The sequence below is a fragment of the Azospirillum sp. B510 genome (assembly GCF_000010725.1).
GTDB lineage: Bacteria > Pseudomonadota > Alphaproteobacteria > Azospirillales > Azospirillaceae > Azospirillum > Azospirillum lipoferum_B.
Map to the genome: position 1 here is coordinate 724316 of NC_013855.1, position 23783 is coordinate 748098.

Annotated in this window: 19 protein-coding genes and 2 pseudogenes; 15 read left to right on the plus strand and 6 right to left on the minus strand. The window is 68.3% G+C overall.

What is annotated here, in order from left to right; all coding sequences use genetic code 11:
• Positions 1-36 precede the first annotated feature (36 nt).
• The 6 genes from AZL_RS18420 (at position 37) to AZL_RS18445 (ending at position 4570) form a co-directional block, all read left to right on the plus strand.
• Positions 37-741: an ABC transporter ATP-binding protein gene (locus AZL_RS18420; RefSeq protein ID WP_012976000.1), complete on the plus strand. Its 705-nt coding sequence runs from the start codon at positions 37-39 to the stop codon at positions 739-741.
• A 96-nt stretch (positions 742-837) separates the two neighbouring features.
• Positions 838-1863, plus strand: a complete 1026-nt coding sequence (locus AZL_RS18425) for an ABC transporter substrate-binding protein (RefSeq protein WP_012976001.1) — start codon at positions 838-840, stop codon at positions 1861-1863.
• Between the two features lie 18 nt (positions 1864-1881).
• Positions 1882-2622 (plus strand): ABC transporter permease, encoded by a 741-nt coding sequence (locus AZL_RS18430; protein WP_012976002.1) that lies wholly within the window; start codon positions 1882-1884, stop codon positions 2620-2622.
• On the plus strand, positions 2558-3334 hold the full coding sequence (locus AZL_RS18435; protein ID WP_012976003.1) for an ABC transporter ATP-binding protein: 777 nt from the start codon (positions 2558-2560) through the stop codon (positions 3332-3334). The genes AZL_RS18430 and AZL_RS18435 overlap by 65 nt, the downstream gene beginning before the upstream one ends.
• 170 nt (positions 3335-3504) lie before the next feature.
• Positions 3505-3882, plus strand: coding sequence for a DUF2946 family protein (locus AZL_RS18440; protein WP_247894348.1), 378 nt, complete (start codon positions 3505-3507; stop codon positions 3880-3882).
• A 193-nt stretch (positions 3883-4075) separates the two neighbouring features.
• Positions 4076-4570 (plus strand): copper chaperone PCu(A)C, encoded by a 495-nt coding sequence (locus tag AZL_RS18445; RefSeq protein ID WP_012976005.1) that lies wholly within the window; start codon positions 4076-4078, stop codon positions 4568-4570.
• Positions 4571-4737: 167 nt separating this feature from the next.
• Here AZL_RS18445 and AZL_RS18450 read toward each other — a convergent pair whose 3' ends face one another.
• From AZL_RS18450 to AZL_RS37650, 5 genes and pseudogenes are all read right to left on the minus strand, one after another.
• Entirely contained in the window at positions 4738-5112 is a 375-nt protein-coding gene (locus AZL_RS18450; protein ID WP_012976006.1) for a response regulator, read from the minus strand.
• A 5-nt stretch (positions 5113-5117) separates the two neighbouring features.
• Entirely contained in the window at positions 5118-6602 is a 1485-nt protein-coding gene (locus AZL_RS18455; RefSeq protein ID WP_148219479.1) for a sensor histidine kinase, read from the minus strand.
• A gap of 11 nt (positions 6603-6613) precedes the next feature.
• The gene (locus AZL_RS18460; protein ID WP_012976008.1) at positions 6614-7087 is read right to left on the minus strand and encodes a response regulator; all 474 of its coding nucleotides are present in this window, start codon (positions 7085-7087) and stop codon (positions 6614-6616) included.
• 4 nt (positions 7088-7091) lie between these two features.
• A complete protein-coding gene (locus AZL_RS18465; RefSeq protein WP_012976009.1) occupies positions 7092-9347 on the minus strand; it encodes an ATP-binding protein in 2256 nt (751 codons plus the stop codon).
• Positions 9348-9727: 380 nt separating this feature from the next.
• Positions 9728-9844: pseudogene (locus AZL_RS37650) on the minus strand (helix-turn-helix domain-containing protein); the annotation flags it as partial.
• 223 nt (positions 9845-10067) lie between these two features.
• On the opposite strand from AZL_RS37650, the gene AZL_RS34445 reads away from it, so the two are divergent.
• A complete protein-coding gene (locus AZL_RS34445; protein WP_012976010.1) occupies positions 10068-10529 on the plus strand; it encodes a site-specific integrase in 462 nt (153 codons plus the stop codon).
• Here AZL_RS34445 and AZL_RS34450 read toward each other — a convergent pair.
• A protein-coding gene (locus AZL_RS34450) for an IS630-like element ISAzs14 family transposase (RefSeq protein WP_148219284.1) occupies positions 10512-11608 on the minus strand; the annotation gives its coding sequence in 2 pieces (ribosomal slippage) (positions 10512-11092 and positions 11092-11608; 1098 coding nt in all). The genes AZL_RS34445 and AZL_RS34450 overlap by 18 nt on opposite strands.
• A gap of 121 nt (positions 11609-11729) precedes the next feature.
• On the opposite strand from AZL_RS34450, the gene AZL_RS18495 reads away from it, so the two are divergent.
• The 8 genes and pseudogenes from AZL_RS18495 to AZL_RS18525 all read left to right on the plus strand — a co-directional run bounded on the left by AZL_RS18495 (position 11730) and on the right by AZL_RS18525 (position 23782).
• Positions 11730-13219 (plus strand): IS3 family transposase gene (locus tag AZL_RS18495; RefSeq protein WP_247894349.1). Its coding sequence is split into 2 segments (ribosomal slippage): positions 11730-12156 and positions 12156-13219, totalling 1491 coding nucleotides; the frame shifts between segments, so codons are not numbered across the junction.
• Between the two features lie 32 nt (positions 13220-13251).
• A pseudogene (locus AZL_RS34455) lies at positions 13252-13425 on the plus strand (recombinase family protein); the annotation flags it as partial.
• A 406-nt stretch (positions 13426-13831) separates the two neighbouring features.
• Positions 13832-14614, plus strand: a complete 783-nt coding sequence (locus AZL_RS18500; protein WP_148219480.1) for an acyl-homoserine-lactone synthase — start codon at positions 13832-13834, stop codon at positions 14612-14614.
• A gap of 43 nt (positions 14615-14657) precedes the next feature.
• Positions 14658-15452, plus strand: coding sequence for a hypothetical protein (locus AZL_RS18505; RefSeq protein ID WP_012976014.1), 795 nt, complete (start codon positions 14658-14660; stop codon positions 15450-15452).
• A 4-nt stretch (positions 15453-15456) separates the two neighbouring features.
• Entirely contained in the window at positions 15457-16557 is a 1101-nt protein-coding gene (locus AZL_RS18510) for a branched-chain amino acid aminotransferase (protein WP_012976015.1), read from the plus strand.
• Between the two features lie 6 nt (positions 16558-16563).
• On the plus strand, positions 16564-16785 hold the full coding sequence (locus AZL_RS18515) for an MbtH family protein (RefSeq protein WP_012976016.1): 222 nt from the start codon (positions 16564-16566) through the stop codon (positions 16783-16785).
• A gap of 2 nt (positions 16786-16787) precedes the next feature.
• Complete coding sequence (locus AZL_RS18520; RefSeq protein ID WP_012976017.1) at positions 16788-17519, plus strand: thioesterase II family protein; 732 nt, start codon at positions 16788-16790, stop codon at positions 17517-17519.
• 14 nt (positions 17520-17533) lie between these two features.
• Positions 17534-23782: a non-ribosomal peptide synthetase gene (locus tag AZL_RS18525; protein ID WP_042444220.1), complete on the plus strand. Its 6249-nt coding sequence runs from the start codon at positions 17534-17536 to the stop codon at positions 23780-23782.
• The last annotated feature ends 1 nt before the right edge of the window (position 23783 follow it).

The following is a 23783-nucleotide window of genomic DNA, read 5'->3' on the forward strand; positions in this document are numbered from 1 at the left end:
AGGGCGCACCCCGCCTTTGTGGATCGATCCGCCGCCATGCTGACCGTAACCGACCTCGACCTGTACTATGGTGACGCGCAGGCGCTCGACGGCGTCACGCTGCGGGTGGCGGAGGGGCGGACCACCGCCATCGTCGGCGCCAACGGGGCGGGCAAGACCTCGCTGATCCGCAGCATCGCCGGCATCCTGAAGCCGGCGCGCGGCAGCATCCGCTTCAAGGACCGCGAGATCGCCGGCCTGCCCAGCCATGTCGTCTGCGACCTCGGCATCGGACAGGTGGCGGAGGGGCGGCAGATCTTCCCGACACTGAGCGTGCGGGAGAATCTGGAGATGGGTGCGGTCATCCCGCGCGCCCGCGCGAGCGCGCGCCAGACCTATGACAGCGTGCTGGAGCTGTTTCCCCGCCTGCGCGAAAGGCTGGACCAGGCCGCCGGCACCCTGTCCGGCGGCGAGCAGCAGATGCTGGCCATCGGCCGCTGCCTGATGGGCAAGCCGGACCTGATCATGTTCGACGAACCATCGCTCGGCCTGTCGCCCGCCCTGGTGCAGGAGCTGTTCCGCATCATCCGTTCGCTGGCCGCCGACGGCATGACCATCATCCTGGTCGAACAGAATGTCGCCGCCTCGCTGCGCCTCGCCCAGGCCGCCTATGTGCTGGAAAACGGACGGGTGGTGCTGTCGGGAACCGGGGAGGCGCTGCTGGCCGACCCTGCGGTGAAACAGGCCTATCTGGGGCTGTGAGCCCCTCATCCTCCCATCCCCTTATCCTCCCATCGTTGAATATACGGACCATCGGCGTTCCCCCTATGCTGACCTCTCGGCAAAGAGCGGGCGGGGATGATGACGGCGGGCTGCACCAGACGGACGACATTGCTGGCGGCCGGCGCGTTTCTGGCATCGGCGGCGCTCGGGCGCGGCGCGGCGCCCGATGACCGGCCGGTTGATCGCCCGGCCGTCCGCGCTGGGGTGCTGAAATTCGGCACGGTCAGCTGGGAACTCGACACCGTGCGCGCCAACGGATTCGACCGGCAGGCCGGGATCGACCTGCAACTGGTCGAACTGGCCGGCAATCCGGCCACCCAGGTGGCGTTGCAGGCCGGCGGCGTCGAGGTGATCGTCTCCGACTGGCTGTGGGTGTCGCGCATGCGCGCCAAGGGGGAGGCGCTGTCCTTCATCCCCTATTCGACCGCCGTCGGCGCCCTGGTGGTGCCGGCCGATTCAAAGATCGCCGGGGTCGGCGATCTGCGGGGCAAGCGCATCGGCGTCGCCGGCAGCCCGCTCGACAAGAGCTGGCTTCTGCTGAAGGCGCTGGCCGGCGACCGCCATGGCCTGTCGCTCGACCGCGATGCCCAGCCCTTTTTCGCGGCTCCCCCGCTGCTGAACAGCAAGGTCGCCGATGGTGGCCTGGACGCCGTGCTGACCTATTGGTCCTTCGCCGCCCGGCTGGAGGCGAAGGGCATGCGCGTGCTGATGACGGTGTCCGGCATGCTGGAGGCGCTGGGCCAGCCGGCGGCGGTGCCCGCCATCGGTTATGTCTTCCGCGAGGACTGGGCGCGGGCGAATCCGGCGGCCCTCGCCGGGTTCCAGGCGGCGACCGCTCGGGCCAAGACCCTGCTGGCCCAGTCGGACGCCGCCTGGGAGCGGCTCGCCCCGCTGATGCAGGCGGAGGACGACGCCACCTTCCGCACCCTGCGCGACCGCTACCGCGAAGGCATTCCGCGACGCTGGACGGAGGAGGAGCGGGCGGGGGCGGTCATGGCGGCGGCGGAACTCTATGCGCTGCTGGCGCGTCTCGGCGGGCGGGAGCTGGTCGGCGACGCGCCCGCCATCGCTCCCGGCACCTTCTGGACCGGCGGGGCTTAGCCGTTGCGCCGCGCCCTGATGCCCCTGCTGTCGATCCTGCTGCTGTTGGCGCTGTGGCAGGCGGCGGCGCTCTCAGCCGGCGGGCGCCTGCTGCCGGGACCGCTGCCGGTGGCGCAGGCCCTGCTGCGCGAGGCGGAAAGCGGGGCACTGCTCCATCATATGGGCGCCACGTTGCTGCGGGTGCTGGCGGCCTTCGCGCTCGCCATGTCGGTCGGGGTCGGGCTGGGGCTGTCGATGGGGCGTTCGGTCGTGATGGACCGGCTGTTCGGTCCCTGGCTGGTGTTCTTCCTGAACCTGCCGGCGCTGGTGGTGATCGTGCTGGCCTATGTCTGGTTCGGCCTGACCGAGGCGGCGGCCATCGGCGCCGTCGCGGTCAACAAAATTCCCAACACGGTGGTTCTGGTGCGGGCCGGGGCCCGCGCCATCGACGAGGGGCTCATCGAGATGGCCCGCGTCTATCGTCTGTCGCCCACCGACAGGCTTCGCCATGTTCTGCTGCCGCAACTCACCCCGACCATCGCCGCGGCCGCGCGGTCCGGCCTGGCGCTGATCTGGAAGATCGTGCTGGTGGTCGAACTGCTCGGCCGCAGCGACGGCGTCGGATTCCAGATCAACCTTCTTTTCCAGACCTTCGATGTCGCAGGAATCCTGGCTTACAGCATCGCGTTCGTGGCCGTGGTCCAGCTTCTGGAATATGGCGTCCTCCAGCCGGCCGAGCGGCGTTGCCAGCGCTGGCGGCGGATGCCCGCTGAGGCTTGAGATCCGCTCCAAGCGCTTCGGCGCGGTGGAGGCCCTCCGCGGCCTGACCCTGTCCGCCGCGGCGGGGGAGGTGGTGGCGTTGGTCGGCCCCAGCGGCTGCGGCAAGACGACGGCGCTCGGCATCGCGGCCGGGCTCGACCGCGACTTCGACGGGGTGGTCGCGGTCGGGCCGGGACCGGGCGGCGGTTCCGCCAAACTCGGCTATGTTTTCCAGGAGCCGCGCCTCTTGCCCTGGCGCAGCGTAAGGCGGAATCTGGCGCTGGTCCTGCCGCGTCCGCTGCGCCGGGGACCGGCGGTGGACTCGATGCTCGACGCGCTGGAGCTGTCCGCCGTCGCCGACCGTTTCCCGACCCAGCTTTCACTGGGCATGGCGCGGCGGGTGGCGCTGGCCCGCGCCTTCCTGGTGGAGCCCGACCTGCTGCTGATGGACGAGCCCTTCGTCTCGCTGGACGAGGCGACGGCGCTCCGCCTGCGCGCCCTGCTGTCGCGGCTGCTGGATCGGCGCCCGGCCACCGTGCTGCTGGTCACCCACAATCTGCGCGAGGCGCTGGCGCTGGCCGACCGGCTGCTGGTGCTGGCACCCTCTCCCGGCCGGGTGGTGGCCGAGGTGCCGGTGACGCTCCCCCGCGCCGCCCGCGACGATGGCGCCATCGAGGCCCTGCGCCGCGAGCTGCTGGCACGGCCGGAGCCGGCCTTCCGGCTGCTGGCCTGACGCGTCGGATCATCCCTTCACGGCCTGTGGGTTCATTTGCCGCTCGTGCCGCCAGACCGGCTGCGCTATCTTGCCGGCTGGCCGGAGTGGTCCGGCCGCCTTTGCGGGAGCGGCGGAGCCGGATGGCCCTCGGTCGGTTGACAATGCGGCGGGTGCGGAGGCCAGGCTTGATGGCCGGGATGGTCGCGCTGTTGTTGCAGGTCATCGCCTGGGGCTGGATGCCGCTGGCGTCCGGCGCCCCCCGTAATGGAGAGATGGCGCCGCTGCTGATCTGCTCCTCCGGCGGGCTGACCAGCATCGCCGTGGATGCCGCGGATTACGCGATCGGCGACAATGGCAGTCAGAAGGCGCCGGACCATGCGGTCACCGGCCTCGGCCATTGCCCGCTCTGTCCGCTGGTCGCCGGGCTGGCCCCGCCGCCGCCGCCGCTGACGGTCGGCCCGGCCCTGGCCATGACCGACGACACCCGCCTGCTGCCGGCCGAACGGATCGCCGCCGGCTGGTTCCTGTCGACGCTCCAGGCCCGGGCCCCCCCGTCCATCGCCTGATCTTTCCAAACTCGCCAAGCCGCTTGCCACAGCCGGTCATCGCGCTCGTTCCCATGTCCGGAGCGGGGAAGACCATCGTGGCGGCCTGCAAGCCCGAGCCCCTCAAAGCCGGCAAATCCAATCCAAGCTCCGAGACGGCGATCGTCTCGGCGCCCCCTTGCTGTTCACAGCCGCATTCCAGGAGACGAAGTCCATGAAACGCATTCTCGGCATCGCCGCCGTCCTCGCCCTGTTCAGCGCCGGCGCCGCCCTGGCCCATGGCTACAAGGCCGGTCCGATCGAGATCGGCCACCCCTGGGCCCGCGCGACCGCCGCGTCCGCGCCGAATGGCGGCGCCTACCTGTCGCTGAAGAACACCGGGACGGCGGAGGACCGTCTGGTCGGCGCCTCCACCCCGGCAGCGGAAAAGGCGGAGCTTCACACCCACCTGAACGAGAATGGCGTGATGAAGATGCGGGAGGTTGCCGGAGGCATCCCCGTCGCGCCGGGCGAAGAGGTGAAGCTGGCACCGGGTGGGTTGCATATCATGCTGCTCGGCCTCAAGCAGCCTTTGGAAAAGGGCTCCCGCGTCCCGATGACCCTGCGCTTCGAGAAGGCCGGGACCGTCGATGTCGAGATCGCCGTCGAGGCGGCCGGGCAGGCGGCACCGGCCGAAGGCCACAACCACAACGCCGAGCCGGCCAAGTAATCCCGCGGCTTTTGAAGAAGACCGCCGTCAGCGGCTGCGCGATCCGCGCCAGGACGGAATATTCCGCCCGGTCACGGTAAAGGCCATCCGCCTGGTCGATGCGGATGCCGGCCTGCCGCACCGGCTCATGGTGTCGGAACCGCCCGGATGATAAGGTCCGGCGCCTCTCAGCGCGGCCGCCCCTCAACCCGGCGATGGCGGGCCAGGGCGTCGGTGAGGTCGAAATCGCGGAACGGCTTGCCGATCACCGGCCGCGCGCGGTGCGCATCGGGCAGCCCCCCCGTGCCATGGCCGGTGGTGAAGATGAAGGGAATGCCGGCTTCGGCCAACCGGTCGGCCACCACATCGACCCGCTCGCCGCGCAGATTGACGTCCAGCAGCGCGATATCGAAGCCCCCCGTTTCGATCAGCGTCAAGGCCGCCGAGACGGAGCCGGCGGGACCGAGGCAGCGCACGCCCCGGTCGAGCAGGGCGTCCTCCACGCTCATGGCGATCAGCGGTTCGTCCTCGACGATCAGGACGGTGAGATCGGACAGGGTCATCTCGGTCACAGCGGGCTCACTCGCGACGACAGGGGGATGGTCAGCCGGCATTGCACGCCGGCCGGGTCGAAAGCAAGGACCACATCACCGTCCAGCTCATGCGCCAGACCGCGCTCGATCAGGCGGGAGCCGAAACCACGGCGGGTCGGCGGCTCCACCCGCGGCCCGCCACTCTCGCGCCAGAGCAGGACGAGCGCGCCGCCATCCTCGTCGCGGATGGAAGGACCGGGGGCGGGCCGGGCGACCCGCCAATCCAGATCGACACGGCCGTTCTCCACCGAAAGGGCACCGTATTTCGCGGCGTTGGTGGCGAGTTCGTGGAAGGCCAGATGCAGGGAGACCGCCACGCCGGTCGCCAGGGTGACCGGCGGGCCGCCGACCCGGACACGCCCGGCATCGACATGGGGCTCCAACGTCAGGGCGGCGATCTCGCTCAAGGACGCGCCCTGCCAATGGCGGCGGGTCAGCAGGTCATGGGCCTGGGCCAGGGCGCGCAACCGCGACTGGAACGCGTCGGGAAACGCCTCCACCGACGGGGCGGCGCGCAGCGTCTGCCTGGCGATGGACTGCACCATGGCGAGCGTGTTCTTGACCCGGTGGTTCAATTCCTCCAGCAGCAGGAGCTGCCGCTCCTCGGCCTTCTTGCGGTCGGTGATGTTGAGCGAGACGCCGGCCAGTCCGGTCGGAACGCCGTTGCGGTCATAGACGGCACGTCCGCGCACTTGGACCCAATGGACGGCGCCGCCGGGCCAGATCGTGCGGTATTCCGTTTCGAGCGGCGAGCCGGAGGTCACCGCATGGCGAACCGCCGCCTGCAAAGGCCTGCGATCCTCGGAATGGACGCGCTCCAGCAACCGGTGCCAGCTCGAAATCTCGGCAGGGTCGGAAAGCCCCAGATTGGCCGCGCAGATCGTCGAAACGCGCAGCCGTCCACTCGCCAGCGTCAGCTCCCAAGACCCCAGCCGTCCGGCCTCCAGCGCGAAGCGCAGCCGTGCCTCGCCGTCGGCCAGGGCCTTGCGCTTGTCGGCCAGTTCGTTGCGGTCGCGCGCTTCGATCAGGGCGCGGCGGACCACGACCTGCAGGCGCTCCATGCGCAGCTTCACCACATAGTCCGTGGCGCCCTTCTTCAGCGCCTCGATGGCGGTCTCCTCGCCCAGCATGCCGGAGACGAAGATGAAGGGGACCCGCGGCAGCCGGTCGCGCGCGATCGCCAGCGCCGACATGCCGTCAAAATCCGGCAGGTCGAAGTCGGACAGGATCAGGTCGAAGGAGGAGCCGCCGGCGACGGCATCGACAAAGTCCCGCCGGGTCTCCACCCTGTGGATATCGAACTGATGATCGGTGATCATCATCAGATGCTCGCGCACCAGATCGGCATCGATGCCGCTGTCCTCCAGCAGCAGGACGCGGCAGGAAATCGCCGGGGTGGAGGCTGCCGGATCGCCTTCCGCAAGCGGTGAACCGGCATGGCGGCCGGCGGTGGACGTCATCAACTGCGCCATCAGCCGCCACGCGGCCGGCGGGGGTGACAGCCCGGCGGCGGCTCGTTCAGGATCGCCCAGAAACTGCCGATGTCACGGATGGCGTCGAAGAATTCCTTGAACCCGACCGGCTTGACGACGAAGGCGTTCACGCCCAACCGGTAGCTGCGGACAAGGTCCTGCTCCTCCTTCGACGAGGTCAGCATGACCACCGGAATGGCCCTGGTGCCGTCATCGGCCTTGATCCGCTGCAACACCTCGATTCCGTCCACCTTCGGCAGTTTGATGTCGAGGATGATGACGGCCGGATATTTGGGATCGGTCGGCTTCGAAACCGCCTGCCCATCCGCATCGAAGAGATAGGACAGCGCCTCCGCCCCGTCACGGGCGACGACGATGTCGTTGGCGAGCTGCGCCTCGGCGAAGGCCTCCAGCGTCAGCTCCAGATCCTTGGGGTTGTCCTCGACCAGCAGGATGGGTTTCAGCGTGGCCATGGGGCTACCTCGGTTGGGCGGCCGCGGACCGCGGCAGGGAGAAATGAAAGGTCGCACCCTGGTTCAGACCGCCTTCCGCCCACACCCGCCCGCCGTGGCGTTCCACGATGCGGCGGACATTGGCGAGACCGATGCCGATGCCCTCGAACTCCTCCTCGCGGTGCAGACGCTGGAAGACACCGAACAGCTTGCCGGCATAGGCCATGTCGAATCCGCGCCCGGTGTCCCGCACGAAGAACTCGACGTCCTCGGCGGTCTCGCGACATCCGACCTCGATCTCGGCTTCGGCGCTGTCGCGCGTGTATTTGATGGCGTTGGACAGCAGATTCTGCATCACCAGACGCAACATGGTCGGATCGCCGTCGACGCAGGGCAGCGGATGCAGGATCCAGCGAAGGTCGCGGCCATGCAGATCGGGCTCCAGCAGATGGCGCACCTCCTCCACCAGCCGGCCGACATCGACCTCCACCCGCGCCAGCGTGGCGCGGCCCAGTTGGGAGAAGTGCAGCAATCCGTCGACCAGCCGGCCGGCCGAACTCGCCGCCTCGATGATGCTGTCCAGATAATGGCGCTCCCGCTCGTTCAGCTTGTCGGCGGCACGGGAACGCAGGAGCTCGGCATAGCTGGTGACATGACGGAAGGGAGCCCGCAGGTCGTGCGACACCGAATAGGAGAAGGCGGCAAGCTCACCGTTGCTGCGGCGAAGCTCATCGTTGAGAGCGGCCGTCTCCTCGGCCTGACGCAGAACGATGCTGACGATCGCATTGCGGAAATCGCCGGCCGCCTCCAGCTCGCCATGCCGCCAGGGCAGGGACTGGCCGCGCACCGTCTCCTTCCAGGCCTCGAAGGAATTGCGGGGGGAAAGCCTGCCGCCGGCATCCTGCGGCTTCCTGGGATCGCCGGCCCAGTCGATGGACTGCACGATCTCCGTCCGGAACCACAGCAGATAGCTGGGATGCAGCTGGGAAATGGAGATGGCCAGCAGACCGCCGAAGCTTCCTTCCCTCCCGGCCATCCCGACGGTGGCGGGAAGCTCGGCCGCAAGCCGGTGGGTAGCGAACAGATCCCTGACGCCCTGAGCGGCGAGCGCAGCGGCGATGGCCTCGACCACCTCCTGCGGCGGCGTGCGGCCGACCAGCCGGCAGTCGCCGTCGAACAGGACCGCCGCGCCTTCGGCATTCACCAGTCCCAGAAGCGCCTCCCGGTCCTCGACCAGACCGTCGACGAAGCGTTCCGCCGCCGCCATATGGGCCAGCAGCCGGGCCTGTGTACTTTTGGACCGGATGCGATGGTCGGCATCGACCGCCCGCTCCAGCGCGATCATCTGGCTGGACAGCACCTGTCCCAACAGGTCGCAGGCGGTGCGCACCGCGAAGGAGACCTGCCGCGGTTCGGCATGGTGACAGGAAATCAGGCCCCACAGCCGCTCGCCGTCCAACACGGAGATCGACATGGAGGCCGGCGTGCCCATGTTGCGCATATAGTCCCGGTGCACCGGCGATACGCTGCGCAGGACCGAGAAGCTGAGATCCAGCGGTGGCGGCTCCCAGCCATCGGTAAAGGGGGCGGGCAGGGCGGCGGACAGAATGGGGGTCGGCTGATAACGGGCATCGGCGATCAGCCGCAGGCGGTTCAGCGCATAGAGCCGCCGGGCCTGTTGCGGGATATCGGATGCCGGAAAGCGCAGGCCAAGATAGGAGGGCAGGCGGCCGTTTCGATCCTCGGCGATGACGGTGCCGTTCCACTGCTCGTCGAACCGGTAGACCAGAACGCGGTCGAACCCGCTCAACGCGCGCACCTCCTCCGCGGTGCAGGCCAGCAGGGCGGCGAAATCGGCGGCGGCCTGCATGCGCCGGATGCCCTCGCGCAACTGCGGATACAGGGCCTCCAAGGTGCCGGCGCCGGAGGCGGGCAGCAGTTCCAGCTCCAGGATCAACAGGTCGCCGGACCGGTGGGCGATGGCCTGATAATCGCTCCCCTCGGGCAGGCGCAGGATGTCGAGCTGGACCGGCTCGGCCGGGGCCGCGCGCAGGCCACGCAGGAGGGAAGACTTGGAAGCGGTGTCGATCAGATCGCCGAGCGGCTGGCCGAAGGCGGCGGCCAGCGGCCGGTTCAGCACCGCCCCGGCATCCGCGCTCGCACGGATGAGACGCAGGCTGTCCGCCTCGACGGCCAGAAGATGGCCATGCGGCTGGATGCTGCCGGGGCTGTGTATCGGTTCACGCGCGCAGGTGTCGGGATCAAGCGCGCCTGTCGTCATCTGGGGCCGCGGTTCCGGTCCGATTGCGGGCGTCACGGTCGTCCTTTGCTCAACTCGGTCATCGGTCCGTTGGGCGTTCCCGGAATGGGTCGGCATCAATCACGGCTTGCCGGCATCGGCCGAAAGATATCAGCGGCATCCGGCCCGAGCGGCAGCATGTCCTTTCCCAGCCCATACATTCATTATCATAGGATAAGTTTCTGGATCGCTCCGCGATTTTCTCGAAAGACCATCCATTTATCATAATACTAAGATCATAATTTTCTTTGACGAGGGCGGTATCTGAAGATCAACTTCAGAACGCTGGTCACCGCCAGCAGACCGATGATGAAGATGATCGGGATGGCCCAGCCAAAGATCTTCGAGGGCGGAATCAAGCTGAAGTGCGACAACACGTTTATGTGGATGGTCGAGCGGTGGCGACCCAATGCATCGGCGATCGCAGCCACCGGCATCTTGGCGTCGCGCATATCCTGGATTCTGCGAATAATGTTCACCCATCAGCGCTCACGACCCGTAAAGCCCTGTGATTACAAGAAAGTTGCACTTCAGAATAGAACCTACCGAGCCTACACAACAAAGACACATAACTTTCGTTATGGAAATATCTGTAGGAGGATTGCTCATGTCAGGAGCGTCAGATACCTAACCACTCTGCGCGTTTGATCCCTGTTGCTGACAGGCTTACCCTGAGGCTGTCAACAACGTGTCAGGTGCGTCATGCACCTTCAGCGTATCGTGATGCCTTCGGGCTTGGTCAGTTGGACAGCTTTCGACGACCACGGTGTGGTGGTTCCGGAAATCCGCGACTTTGTGCTGTTCCTGGAGGCACGCCGCTATGCGCCCAGCACCGTCCGACACTACGCCCGTCATGTCGTGCAGTTGGGAAATCATCTCGGAGCCTTGGGTAAGAGCTTCGCGCAGTTGACGGTTCCAGAATTCGACCGTTTCCTCATGACGGCGGTTCGATATGGTAGCAGCCAGGCTTCCGCCCACGCTCGAATTGTGCCATTGCATCAGGAACGCCATGCCGGCTCCGTCAGCTTGCACAACCAAGTCTTGTTTTCCATCAAGGGCTTCTATCAGTTCCTGGACCAGCGGCAGAGTTCAGCGGTCTTCGCTGAGGCCGAACCCTCTGTGCCAATGAGAGTGATACCAAAGCCGTTAAATTTTGACCTGTAAGGCCCACGGGTAACCGCATGTGGAGCGGATGCGGCCGGGTTCGGCGAGGATGCGGTTCCAGACGCGACAGCAGACGTCGAGGATGGCGTTGAGGTCGGTGAAGAGCCGGTGGGACAGCAGGGTGTCGCGCATGACCTGCCAGAGCCTTTCGATGGCGTTGAGTTCCGGGCTGTAGGGCGGGAGCGGCACGAGGGTGATGTTGGCCGGCACGGCGAGATCGCCGCTGGTGTGCCATCCCGCCCCGTCGATCACCACGGCGGCATGGGCGCCGGGGGTGACGGTGCGGCTGATCTCCTCCAGCATGAGGTTCATCGCCTCGGTGTTGGCGCGCGTCATGACGATGGCGGCTCCGGTGTCGCGCTCAGGACAGACCGCGCCGAAGAGATAGGCCGACTTGAAACGATGATCGCGCACGGCGCGCGGCCGGCTGCCGCGCGGCGCCCAGCGCCGGGTCAGGGTGCCTTTCTGGCCGATGCGGGCCTCGTCCTGGAACCAGACCTCCACGGCGCTCGCCTCGGGGTGGTCCTCTCCGATGGCGGCGAGGCGTTCGGCGAAGTTTTTTTAAACGCCTCCTGGGCCGGTGCGTCGGCCTTGGGATGGATCGGGCGCGGCGTCAGGAAGGACAGCTTCATGCGGTGCAAGCGGTCCTGCATGCCGGTGCGGCTGTAGTCCGCCCCGAAATGCCGTAGGGCCAAGTCGCGGATGTGGCGAACCCGGTACTCGACGACGCCGTCCCGTTCGACCTCGGGGCCGGCGGCGATCAGGTCAGCCAATTCCGGCTCCAAGGCGTCGGCGAGCAGCGGCGGCCGGCCGCAGCGCGCCCGATCCCGCAAGCCGTCCACCCCTTCGGCGTTGTAGCGCACGACCCAGTCGCGCAGCGCTTGCCGGTCCATGCCGGCTTGCCGCGCCGCTTCCGCCCGGCTGACGCCGTCCAGCGCCATGGCGATCGCCAGCAGGCGCCGGCACACCCGCCCATCGCTCTCGCCGCGGGCGAGGCGGCGCAGGTCTTCCGAGCTCAGGTCGGGGCGGATCGGCAGGGCGGACATGGCTGTGCTTCGCTCAATGGTGAGACCTGGCACAGGGAATCACTACCGGCGCTGAACCGCAAGCCACAGACCCGGCGAGTCAGAAGTTTCCGGCTCTGGTATGAGACACCGTGCCCCCTGAAGTTTAAGCTTGAGGGGGTAGGAAACTGATTTCGTGGTTATGCCCAACAAGATGCCCCTGTCCGCCCCTGTATCGGAGGCGGTTCCCGACGCCGGTGAGACGCCGCGGGTTGTTGCCGCGCCTGTGGCAGTTCCCCCGGAGTTTTCGTCGCGTCCGAAGCGCCGGACCTTCACGGCGGCGGAGAAGCTGCGGATCCTCGCCGAGACGGATCGGGCGGCGGACACCGGTGGGATCGCCGCGATCCTGCGGCGGGAAGGTCTTTATTCGTCGGCCCTGACCGACTGGCGCCGGCAACGCGATGCCGGTGCCTTCGAGGCGCTGAAGCCGCTCAAGCGCGGGCCGAAGGCGGCTCCCGCCAACCCGCTGGAGGCGGAGTTGGCCAAGGCCCGCCAGGACATCGCCCGCCTCCAGCGCCGCCTGGAACGGGCCGAGGCGGTCATCGACGTCCAAAAAAAAATCTCGGACCTGCTGGGGATTGCCTTGCCTCCCGCCGACAGCGACGAGACGCCGCGATGAGCGCGATCGCCACCTTGGCCCCCGACCGCGGTCTTGTGAGTGCGGCCTGCGCCGCTGTCGGCGTCGCCCGCGCCAGCGTCCATCGGCATCGGGTCCGGCTGGCCGGCCGGGAACCGGCGCCTCGCCCCCGGCCACGCCCGCCGCGGGCGCTCGCGGTCCAGGAGCGCCAGACGGTGCTCGCCCTTCTGCGCGAGCCGCGCTTCGTCGATCTCGCCCCGGCGGAAGTCTACGCCACCCTGCTCGATGAAGGCGTCTATCATTGCTCCATCCGCACCATGTACCGCCTGCTGGCGGAGCATGACGAGGTCCGCGAACGCCGCGACCAGCTCCGTCATCCGGCCTACCGGAAACCCGAATTGCTGGCCAAGGCCCCGAACGAGGTCTGGTCCTGGGACATCACCAAGCTGATGGGGCCGATGAAGTGGTCCTATTACTACCTCTACGTGATCCTCGACATCTTCAGCCGCCGCGTTGTCGGCTGGTGCGTCGCCGATGCCGAGAGCGCCACCCTGTTCAAGGCGCTGTTCGAGGAGACGCTGACCAAGAACGCCGTCCCACCCGGCCAGTTGACCCTGCACGCCGATCGAGGCGGCCCGATGAAGGCCAAGGCGACCGCTCTCCTGCTCGCCGACCTCGGCGTCACCAAATCGCACAGCCGGCCCCACACCTCCAATGACAACCCGTTCTCGGAGGCCCACTTCAAGACCCTGAAATATCAGCCGCAATTCCCCAAGCGCTTCGGCTCCATCGAGGATGCCAGGGCCTTCTGCCGGGACTTCTTCACCTGGTACAACCGGGATCACCACCATGCCGGCATCGGCCTGATGACCCCAGACCAAGTCCATTACGGCCAAGCCGACGCCGTCCATGCCGCCCGCCAGCAAACCCTCGACCGTGCCTTTCGCCGCACACCGGAGCGTTTCGTTCGCAAAGCGCCTCAACCACCCGCAAAGCCAATCGAAGTCTGGATCAATCCGCCGCAAAAGCCAGAGACCATCCAAGCCTAATTCATAACTCGGGCTGTCTCACAGTCGTTGACCGTTCCGCCGGGCGCACGCCGGTGGTGACCGAGGACAAGCTACGCCGGGCAAAGGCGCTCCTCGCCCAAGGTTTCACGGTTCGTGAAGCCGCTGCGCGGATCAAGGTCGGAAAAACTGCGCTCTATGCCGCTCTTGGTGGCGACCCTCTTGATGCTGTTGATCCCGTGGTTTGATGAGTTCCTATTAAGCTCTCACATCCCGGACAATCTGATCACTTTCGTGTAGTGCCCCCAGCCCGTCGTCGGAGGACAAGCGACGGCCGTCAAAGCGCCCGATCACCGGCTTTCCGGCCAGAGGGGGACAGGCCGGGCAGCGGCAGGAGTTGGCGTCAGCACCCAAATCCTACGGCCGCTCCACGGATGCCGCTACACCCGCCAACCCACATGAATTTTCCCGGCTAACTGACTTTGATGAGACCGATCGCAAGATCCGACATTGAGGGAGGCTCCTCATCCGGCCAGCGCTGCGGTGCGCAGCCAAAGGGAACCGGGCGGCGAAGAAATCAAAGGTTGCTCTTCTTTCGTGTTAAACTACTTCCATGGGGATTTGCCGCCGGCTCAATACCGGATTTCTGCCGTAATGGCCAATCCGGCGAGCTTTGGCACAATCCCCGCCGATTTCCAGAATCGGTTTGGGGGTTTCCGGATGATCACCGTCTTCAGCGGCTCCGATCGGACCCGGCATGCAGAACTCTGCCGCCAGATGTATCGGCTGCGCGCCCAACTCTTCCTCAATCGCCGGAAATGGTCCGTAAAGGTCCGGGACGGCGAGGAAATCGACTGCTTCGACCTGCAGGACCCGGTCTATGTCTGCGTCACGGATCCAGATCAGCGACTGATCGGGTCGCTGCGGCTCCTGCCGACCATGGGGCCGCATATGCTCTCGGACGTCTTTCCCGAGGTCATGGGCGACGCGCGGCCCATCCGCCGTGCCGACACCTGGGAAAGCTCCCGCTTCTGCGTCGACACGCAGGCGGCGCGCGCCTTCCATCCCGACGGGATCAACGAGGTGACGCGCGCACTCCTGGGCGGGCTTTTCGGCTCGGCACGGGCACTCGGGTTGCAGTCGATTGTCTCCGTCTACGACATCTTCGTCGAACGGATCCTTCAGCGCGCCGGCTGCCGCTTTACGCGTCTCGGTCCGGTTCACGCCTATGACGGCCTGAACACGGTCGCCGGGCATTTCCCCGTCGAGATGAATCTTCCTTCGCGCTTCGTCGCCCCCGGCGCGGTGAAATCGACCTTGACGGAAAGCGACGCCGCGGACGGGGCGCCGATCGCCGGCACTCTGTCGGCAATCCTGCCGGCAAGATCGCTTTCCGTCGCCGCCGCGACGGCTGCTTTCCCGCAAGGCCGCGCCTGAGCGCGCGCGGCACACCATCCCGAACAAACCCGGACAAAAAACCATGGCCATCAGCGACAAGCTCATCGTGGTCGACACGCTGACGGAAGACGTGCTGCGCAAGCTGTTCAGGCGCGAGCACATCGTCGTACGCGTGCCGAAATTCTACAATCCCGAATACTGCGCCGCCCTCGCCGAGGGCGTCATGGCGGACATCGTCGACACGGCCGGTTCGGGCATCTACGCCAGCAACATCGACTCCCTGTGGGCCGCGCGACGGAGCGAGGATCGGCACCGCCGGTACTTCGAAACGGGTATCGTGATCCAGCGCCGCCTGCGGCAGGTCAGCGCGCCGCACGTCTCGCCGACCGATCTCCTCCGGCTCACGCTCGACGAAGCCTGGCCGGGCGGCACCGCCCTGATGTGCCGCAACGGCCTGAAAGCCCCCTTCGGGATCTCGCGCCTCTGGCGGGTCGGCAGCGAGGGGCTGCCGCACCAGGACCTGCTCAAGCGCGAACTGGGCGACGACAAGCTCGACGAGCTGAAGATCAGCGATCAGATCGGCGTCAACATCTATCTGACGACCTCGTCCGCAGGCGGCGAACTCGAAACCTGGGATTTCGTCGTCTCGGATGACGAGTATGAGGAAATCGCCCAGCGGTTCGAAGGCAGTTATGGCTACCCGCGGGAGATGTTGCCCCGGGAATCGCTCGTCGTCGCCCCCGAGGTCGGCGACCTGATCATGGTCAACACCGCCTGCGTGCACGCCATCCGCAAGATCGTCGACGGCGAACGGCTGACGATATCCGGTTTCGTCGGCTGCGCCGGCGAGGACCGGCACCTTCTATGCTGGAGCTGAAGGGATGGACATCCACACCCTTTCCCACCACCGCGCCGGCATCGGCGCGGACCTGCAGGCGCGCATCGACGGCATCACCCTGCCCGAGGATCTCGGATTCGGCAGGATCATGGCGCCGGTCGTGGCCAAGGCGGTCTTTCGTGACGGAGCCTGGGAAGCTCCCCGGCTGACCGCGCTCGAACCGATGGGCCTCTATCCCGAGACGCAGGCGCTGCATTACGGGCAGGCGATCTTCGAGGGCATGAAAGCCTATCGCAACCTCGGCGAAATCTTCGAGGCGCCGGCGCTGCTCTTCCGCCCGCGGGACCACGCACGCCGCTTCAACCGTTCCGCGGCTCGGCTCGGCATGCCGGAGTTCCCGGAAGACGTTTATGTCGACACGCTCGTCCGGCTCGTCGCGCATCTGGACCGGCTGATCCCCGACGCGCCGGGCCAGTCGCTTTACCTGCGCCCGTTCATGTTCGGCGCGACGCCGAGCCTTTCGGTGGTGCCCTCGACCGAATACGTCTTCCTCGTCTGCGCGACGCCCTCCGACGTCTTCTTCACCACGCCGATCAACGCCTGGATCGAGCGCGGCTATTGCCGGGCGGGACCCGGTGGCACCGGATCGATCAAGGCGGCTGGCAATTACGCAGCCAGTTTCCCCGCCGCGGCGAAGCTTCAGGGGAACGGCTTCCAGCAACTTCTCTGGCTCGACGCCGTCGAGCGCCGCAAGCTGGAGGAATTCACCGCGATGAACGTCGCGGTGCGCATCGGCGACCGGCTGCTCACGCCGGCGCTGACCGACACGATCCTGCCGGGGATCACCCGCGACAGCCTCCTGCGGCTCGCCACCTCCTTCGGCATGCCGATGCACGAGGCGACCATCGAGATCGAAGAGGTGCTCGACGCCATCCGCTCCGGCGGGGATGTCGAGCTGTTCGGCTGCGGCACCGGCTCGGTGGTCGCGCCGGTCAAGACCCTGGGTGACGAAAGCGGCCTGCGGCTCGACCTGCCGTCCCAACGCATCGCCGGGATGTTCCGCCGGAAGCTGCTCGACATCCAGCACGGCCTGGCACCGGCCCCCGCGGGCTGGCAGGTCCCCGTTGCCCCGATAGGAGCGTGACCTCCCATGACGACTGAAACGACGATTGAAGCGGCGGCCGGAACCGGGGAACTCTACGACGTCGTCGTCAACGACGAGCAACAATATTCGATCTGGCCGGCCGGCCGGGACGTGCCCGCCGGATGGCGCAAGGCGGTTCCGGCCCCGGCCCCCAAGGCCGAATGCCTGGAGCGGATCGAACGGGTCTGGACCGACATGCGTCCGGCAAGCCTGCGCCGCCGGGATTGACGATGCGGCTCTTCTGCATCCCCTATGCCGGCGGCGGCGAGGATGTCTTCGCCCGCTGGCAGGAGCATTTCTCAGCGGTCGCCGACATCCGGCCGGCGCGCCTTCCCGGGCGGGGCTCACGCTTCGGCGAGCGCCCGCTGGGGTCCATGACGGCGCTCGTCGCCGAACTCGCGCGCCAGTGCGCCGACGATGGCCGGCCGCTCGCCGTGCTGGGGCACAGCTTCGGAGCGATCGCCGCCTATGCGCTGGTCCGCCATCTCGAAGAGGCTGGCCGCAGCGTCACGCGCCTCTTCATCGGCGGGGCGCGCCCTCCCTCCCTGCCGTCCAACCGGCCGGAGATGCACGCGTTGAGCGACGGCGAACTGACTGCCGAAATCGGCCGGCTCGACGGCACGGAACCGGAAGTGCTGGCCCATGCCGACCTCATGGCGATGTTCCTGCCGGTTCTGCGCGCGGATTTCCGGTGCGTCGAGACCTATGGGCCGAGCCACGCCCCGGTCCGTTGCCCGATCACCGTCATGGGCGGCCGTCGCGACGCGATCGTACCGGTCGAGGATCTGGAGCCGTGGCGCGCGCTCACCGAAAGCGCATGTGTCCTGCGCCTTTTCGACGGTGATCACTTCTTCATCAATGCCGAACTGCCGCAGGTCGCGCGCGCAATCCGGGCGGATCTCGCACGCGACCTGATCGCAAGCGCCGGCATGCCCGCCAGCATGCCTCAAGCGATTCGATGAGAGGAGCGCCCCTCATGACCGCCAGCCCCATGGCCATGCGCAAATTCCCCGCGACATCGGCCCAGGAACGCCTCTGGCTCCTCCAGAGCATGCAGCCCGACAACAGCGCCTACACCGTCACCGAGGCGATCCGGCTGCGTGGTCCGCTCGACGTGGCCGTCCTATCGGGGGCCTTCGCGCAGCTCGTCGCGGCGCACGGCCAGTTGCGGGCCGTGTTCGGCCTCGACGGAGACGAACTGCATCAGACGGAGCGGGTTCCGGCGGATGTCGGCACCGAGATCGCCTTCCACATCATGGCACCGGAAGAGATCGACGCATGGCTGCGGGCGGAGACTGCGCGCAGCTTCGATATGGCGCATGGGCCGCTGTTCCGCGCGCATCTCCTTGATTTGGGCGGCAACGACCACCTGTTCGTCCTGAGCGTGCACCACATCGTGACCGATGGCTGGTCGTCCGGCCTGTTCTTCCGCCAGCTCGGCGATGCCTACCGTGCGATCCGGCAGGGGAGGACGGCGACGCCGGACGCCGGCGACTACATGCAGGTCGTGCGGCGCGAACGCGCCTATCTCGCCTCCGCGGCGTTCGACGCGGATTTCGAACGCGCAGCGGCGCTGCTGGACGGGCGCGTGGGGCCGCTGGCCCTGCCGACCGCCGGCAGGCCGTCGAAACAGCCCGGCGCCGCCACGACGCGCCGCACCATTCCCGCGGCGCTCGACCGGCGTCTCGACGCCCTCGCCCGCCGGATCGGCGTATCGAAGGTCATGCTCTATCTCGCCGGCTACGGCGTGATGCTGTCGCGTTTCGCAAGCCAGCCGACGGTCGCGGTCGCCGTCCCGTTCCTCACGAGGGATCACGCGAGCGATGCGGAGACCTATGGCCTGCAGCTCAACACCGTCGTCGTCCCGGTCGATCCGCGCCGCCAGGAGAGCTGGACGGCCCTGCTGCTGCGCATGCGCGACGTGGTTTTCGCCGTGTTCGAAACCGGCGCGGTTCCCTTCGACCGGCTGATGGCGCGCGTCGGCGGCCTGCCGCAGGCGATGCTGGTAGTCCAGCCCGACGCCTGCACCGTGCCCGTCTTCGATGGCGTCGAGGCGTCCTGGCATTTCGTCGAGAACGCGCACCCCAAATTCGACGTCCTCCTCCAGATTGATCGCGCCAGCGTCCGCTCCTCTTCCGACGCGGCGCCGGCGGAGGAACTGTTCGCGGCCATCGAGCATCGCACAGACACGATCACGCCGGCGCTGGCTTCCCGTATGCTGGAAGGCTGGTTCGCCCTGATGGGCTCCCTCGCCGACGATCCGGACGCCGGGATCGGCCCGCTCGACCTCACCGGCGGGGAGGATCGCGCCGAGACGCGCGCGCTGCTGCGGGCCGACGAAAGGCTCCCTCCCCTCGATCCTGTCACCGCCTTCGCCGACATCGCGGCGCGCATGCCCGAGGCGACGGCGATCCGCCACGACGGAAAGAGCCTGAACTACGGCGCACTCGCACGCCGGGTCGCCGCGATCCGCGATGCCCTCGTCGCGCACGGGATCGGACCCGGTGACTTTGTCGGCGTTTGCCTGCACCGCGTCCCAGATCTGATTGCCACGCTTCTGGCGATCCTCGATAGCGGTGCCGCCTATGTGCCGCTGGATCCGGCCTACCCTGCCAATCGGCTCGATTTCATCGCCCGCGACGCGTCCTGCGCCCTGATCGTGGGTGCGGCGGCCACGCGCGGCGTCCTGCGCGACCTTCCCGCGCACAGCCTCGACATCGCCGACATCGCCGGCGACGCGTCGCCGGCAGGCTTCGTGCCGACACGCGGACACGGCGCGGAAACGGCGGCCTATCTCATCTACACCTCCGGCTCCACCGGACGGCCGAAGGGCGTCATCATCCCGCGCCGCGCCCTGTGGGCCTTCATTGCATGGTCGCGCACCGTCTTCCCGGCGGACGACCTCGCCTGCGTGCTCGCCAGCACCTCGATCTGCTTCGACCTCTCGGTCTTCGAGATTTTCCTTCCGCTCGCCACCGGGGGGGCGATCCGGCTGGTGGAGACGGCGCTCGCCCTCGTCGAAGCGCCTTTGCCGGCCCCGAGCCTCGTCAACACGGTGCCGTCGGCGATGGCCGAGCTTACCCGCGCCGGCGCGCTCGGCGGAGCGACCCGCGTCGTCAACCTGGCGGGCGAGCCGCTCCCGAGGCGCCTGTGCGCCGAAATCGGCAAGCTGCTGCCGGCGGTGCGGCTCTGCAATCTCTACGGCCCGTCGGAAGACACCACCTACTCCACCTGGAGCGAGGTGGCGCTGGAGGACACGGACGAACCCCTCATCGGCTGGCCGATCTCCGGAACGAACTGCTACCTCCTCGACGACACTCTCCGGCCCGTTCCGGCCGGCGTGGTGGGCGAGCTGTATCTCGGCGGCAAAGGCGTAGCGCTCGGCTATCTCGGCCGTCCCGGACTGACGGCGGAACGCTTCCTGCCGGACCCGTGGCTGCCGGGCAGGCGGATGTATCGCACCGGCGACCGCGCCGTCCTCATGCCGGACGGCGGCCTGCGCTATCTCGGGCGCAACGATCATCAGGTCAAGCTCCGCGGGTTCCGCATCGAGACGCCGGAAATCGAGAGCGTCGCCGAACGCATGGCCGGCGTCGAACGGGCGCTGGTGACGCTGGTCGGACAGGACGACGCCCGCGAACTCGCGCTCTACTGGACGGGCGGTGCCTCGGAACAGGCGGTGCGGGCGGCGCTGCGGGAAACGCTGCCGGGCTTCATGATCCCCGGACGCTTCATTCCGCTGGAACGTTTCCCGCTCAACGCCAACGGCAAGATCGACCGCGCCCGCCTGCCGGCTCCCGCCGGGGCGGCGGCCGCGGATGCCGACCCGATGACACCCTCCGAACGGCGGGTCGCGGCGCTTTTCACAGAGATCACCGGCTCCGCCGCCGCCGCCGGCACCGACTTCTTCGAAAGCGGCGGACATTCGCTGCTCGCCATGCGGTTCATCGCCCGCTCGCAGGAGGCGTTGGGCGTGCGCCTGACCCTTGCGGAGATGTTCACCCTGCGCACCGTCCGCGCGATCGCCGAACGGGAGGAACGGGCGGCGGCGGCGCCGATGCAGGCGCCGCCGATCCTTCCCGGGTCCGGCGACGGGCCGGTCCCTCTTTCCTTCGCGCAGGAGCGGCTGTGGACCGTCGACCGGCTGCGCACCGGCAGCACGATGCTGAACATCGGGATCGGCACCGCCGTCGAAGGGCCGCTCGACGTCCGCGCCCTGCGTGCCTCGATCAACGCGCTGACGCGCCGACACGCCGGCCTTCGCCTGCGTGTCGGGCACGACGCCAAGGGACGCCTGCAACAATATGCCCGCTCCGACGACCGGGCGTTCCTGCGGGAAGTCACCGTCGACGGTGTCGCCGCCCGCGACCACGCGCTCGCGGAAATGCTGGCGACCCCCTTCGATCTCGCCATCGAGCCGCCGGCCCGCTGGATGCTTGTGCATGAGCCCGGCCGCACGGTTCTCGGATTGGTCATCCACCACCTCGCCGCCGACGCCTGGTCGCTCGACGTGATCATGCGCGAGCTGTGGGAGGCCTATGAAGCGGCGCTCGGGCAGGAGCCGGCACCGCCGTCGGATGCCGCGCCAGTTCCCTCAACCATCGACTATGCGCTGTGGCAGCGGCGCCTGCTCGACGACCCCGCGCGCAGGGAAAGCGACCTCGCCTATTGGCGCGAGGCGCTGGCCGATGCTCCCGAGCGTCTGCAACTGCCCTTCGACCATCCTCCGGCCCGCGCCACGAGCTATCGCGGGGCGCGCCTGAAGCGGCGCCTCGACGATGCCGCCGTCGACGGCCTGGCCGCCGTCGCCCGCCGTTCGGGGGCCTCCACCTTCGTCGGCCTGCTCGCCGTCTATCAGGCGCTTCTCGCCCGGCTGTCGATGCAGGACGACATCGTCGTCGGGATCCCGGTGGCGAACCGAGAAACGCCGGGGGCGGAATCGATCGTCGGCTGCCTGCTGAACACCCTGGCTCTCCGCGCCGATTTTTCCGGACGCCCCTCCCTCGCGGCGCTGGTCGGCCAGATGCAGGCCCGCTGCATGGAGGCATACCGGCACCAGACGACGCCGTTCGAACTGATCGTCTCGGCGCTCGACATACGGCGCGCGGTCGAACATACGCCGCTTGTCCAGGCCATGCTGGTGTTCAACGCGGATCTGGTCGCCGAACGCTCCCCGGCGGGCCTTGCCCTGGAAGGGATCGACATCCCGCCTCTCGACACCCAATACGACCTGACCCTGATGATCGGGCGCGACCGCCGCGGCTGGACCGCGCGCTGGGACTACCGGCGCGACCTGTTCGATCCACAAACCCTGGAACGGATCGCCGGTTTCTTCGAGACTTTGCTTGCCGAAGCGGTGCGCGCTCCGCACACGCCGCTCCACCGGCTGCCCTTGGGTCCCGCCGGCGCGATCGCACCGGCCCCGGACCCTGCCCCCGCCCCCCGCTGTCTGCACGAGATGTTCGTCGAGCAGGTCGCCCGCAGCCCCGAGGCTCCGGCCCTGCGGGATGCGGACGGGGCGATGACCTACCGCGCCCTGGACGGGGAGGCGGAGGCGCTGGCGGACCGGCTCGCCGCCTCCGGCGTCGGCCTGGAGGATCGTGTCGCGGTTCTCCTGCCGAAAAGCCGCGGATCGGTCGTCGCGGCGATCGCCGCCGCCAAGGCCGGCGCCGCCTTCCTCCTTCTCGATCCGGCGCTGCCGCAGGAGCGGCTGGAGCTGATCGTCGCGGACGCCGGCGCCGCGGTACTGGTCACCGATGCCGACGGGGCCGCCCGCCTCGCCGCGAAGGTGCCGCGGACCCTGCGTATCGACGGGACGGAAGCACGGGCACCCCGGCGCGCCGCACCGCCCATATCGCCCGACAGCCTCTCCTACGTGATCTACACCTCCGGCTCGACGGGCAGGCCGAAGGGGGTGCTCGTCACGCACCGCGGGCTGGCGCAGCTGCGCGCGCTGCATCGCGACGCCTTCCTGGCCGGCCCCGGCGCCCATGTCCTGCAATATGCGCCGCCCACCTTCGACGCGGCGGTGTGGGACATGGTCATGGCGCTGCTCAACGGCGCCTGCCTGCACCTCGCCCCGCCGGAAGAGCTGCTGCCTGGCGCGCCCCTGGCGCGGATGCTGGCCTCGCGCGGCATCACCCATCTTACCCTGCCGCCGTCCAACATGGCGATGGTGCCGCCCGATTGCGGACACCGGCTCGCCAATCTCGTCTTCGCCGGGGAAGCGCTTCCCGCCGAAATCGTGCAGCGCTGGTCGGGCGTCGAGCGGGTCTGGAACGGATACGGGCCGACCGAGACGACGGTGTGCGCCACGATCGGCCGGTGCCGGGCCGCCGTCGGCAGGGATGCCGCCGGCACGGAGGCGCCCGGCATCGGCCGCGCGCTCGCCGGCACCTGCGCCTATGTGCTCGACGAAGGGCTGAACCTGGTGCCGCCCGGCCTCGTCGGCGAGCTTCATGTCGGCGGCGACGGAGTGGCGCGAGGCTATCTCGGCCAGCCGGCCCGTACGGCGCAGAGCTTCCTGCCCGACCCCTTCGCGGCCCGGCCGGGGGCACGCATGTATCGCACGGGCGACCTCGTGCGGGTGCGTCCCGACGGCGAACTCGTCTTCGTGGGACGGGCCGACGAACAGGTGAAGCTGCGCGGCATCCGCATCGAGACGGGCGAGATCGAGAAGGTGCTGGCTGAACTCGATCCCCGGATCGGGGACGTCGCGGTCGTGGTCGCGGGATCGGGAAGCGAACGGCGGCTCGTCGCGTTCGTCACCGGGCCGGAAACCGTGGCGGAGGCGGCGCTGCATGCGGCGCTCGCCCGCAAGCTGCCGGGCTACATGGTGCCCGCCGCCGTGCAGCGGCTGGAGCGTTTCCCGCTGACGCGCAATGGCAAGCTCGACCGCAAGGCGCTGGCCGCCGCGGCCGCCCGGCCCCAAGCCGCGGCGGCGCATCGCAAGCCGCCGCGCGGCCCCGTCGAAACGCGGATCGCCAAAATCTGGAGCCGGCTTCTGCCGGGCGTCGCCATCGGCCGCGACGACTCCTTCTTCGCGCTCGGCGGCACCTCGCTCCTGATGGTGCGCCTGCACGAGGAATTGGATCGGCAATACCGGGGCGTTTTCAAACCGATCGACCTGTTCAGATTGAACACGGTGGCAAGCATCGCCGCCGAGTTGGAGACGAACGGCGCGATCGACGCCGAAGACGCCCTCGACCTCACCATCCGCCTATAGG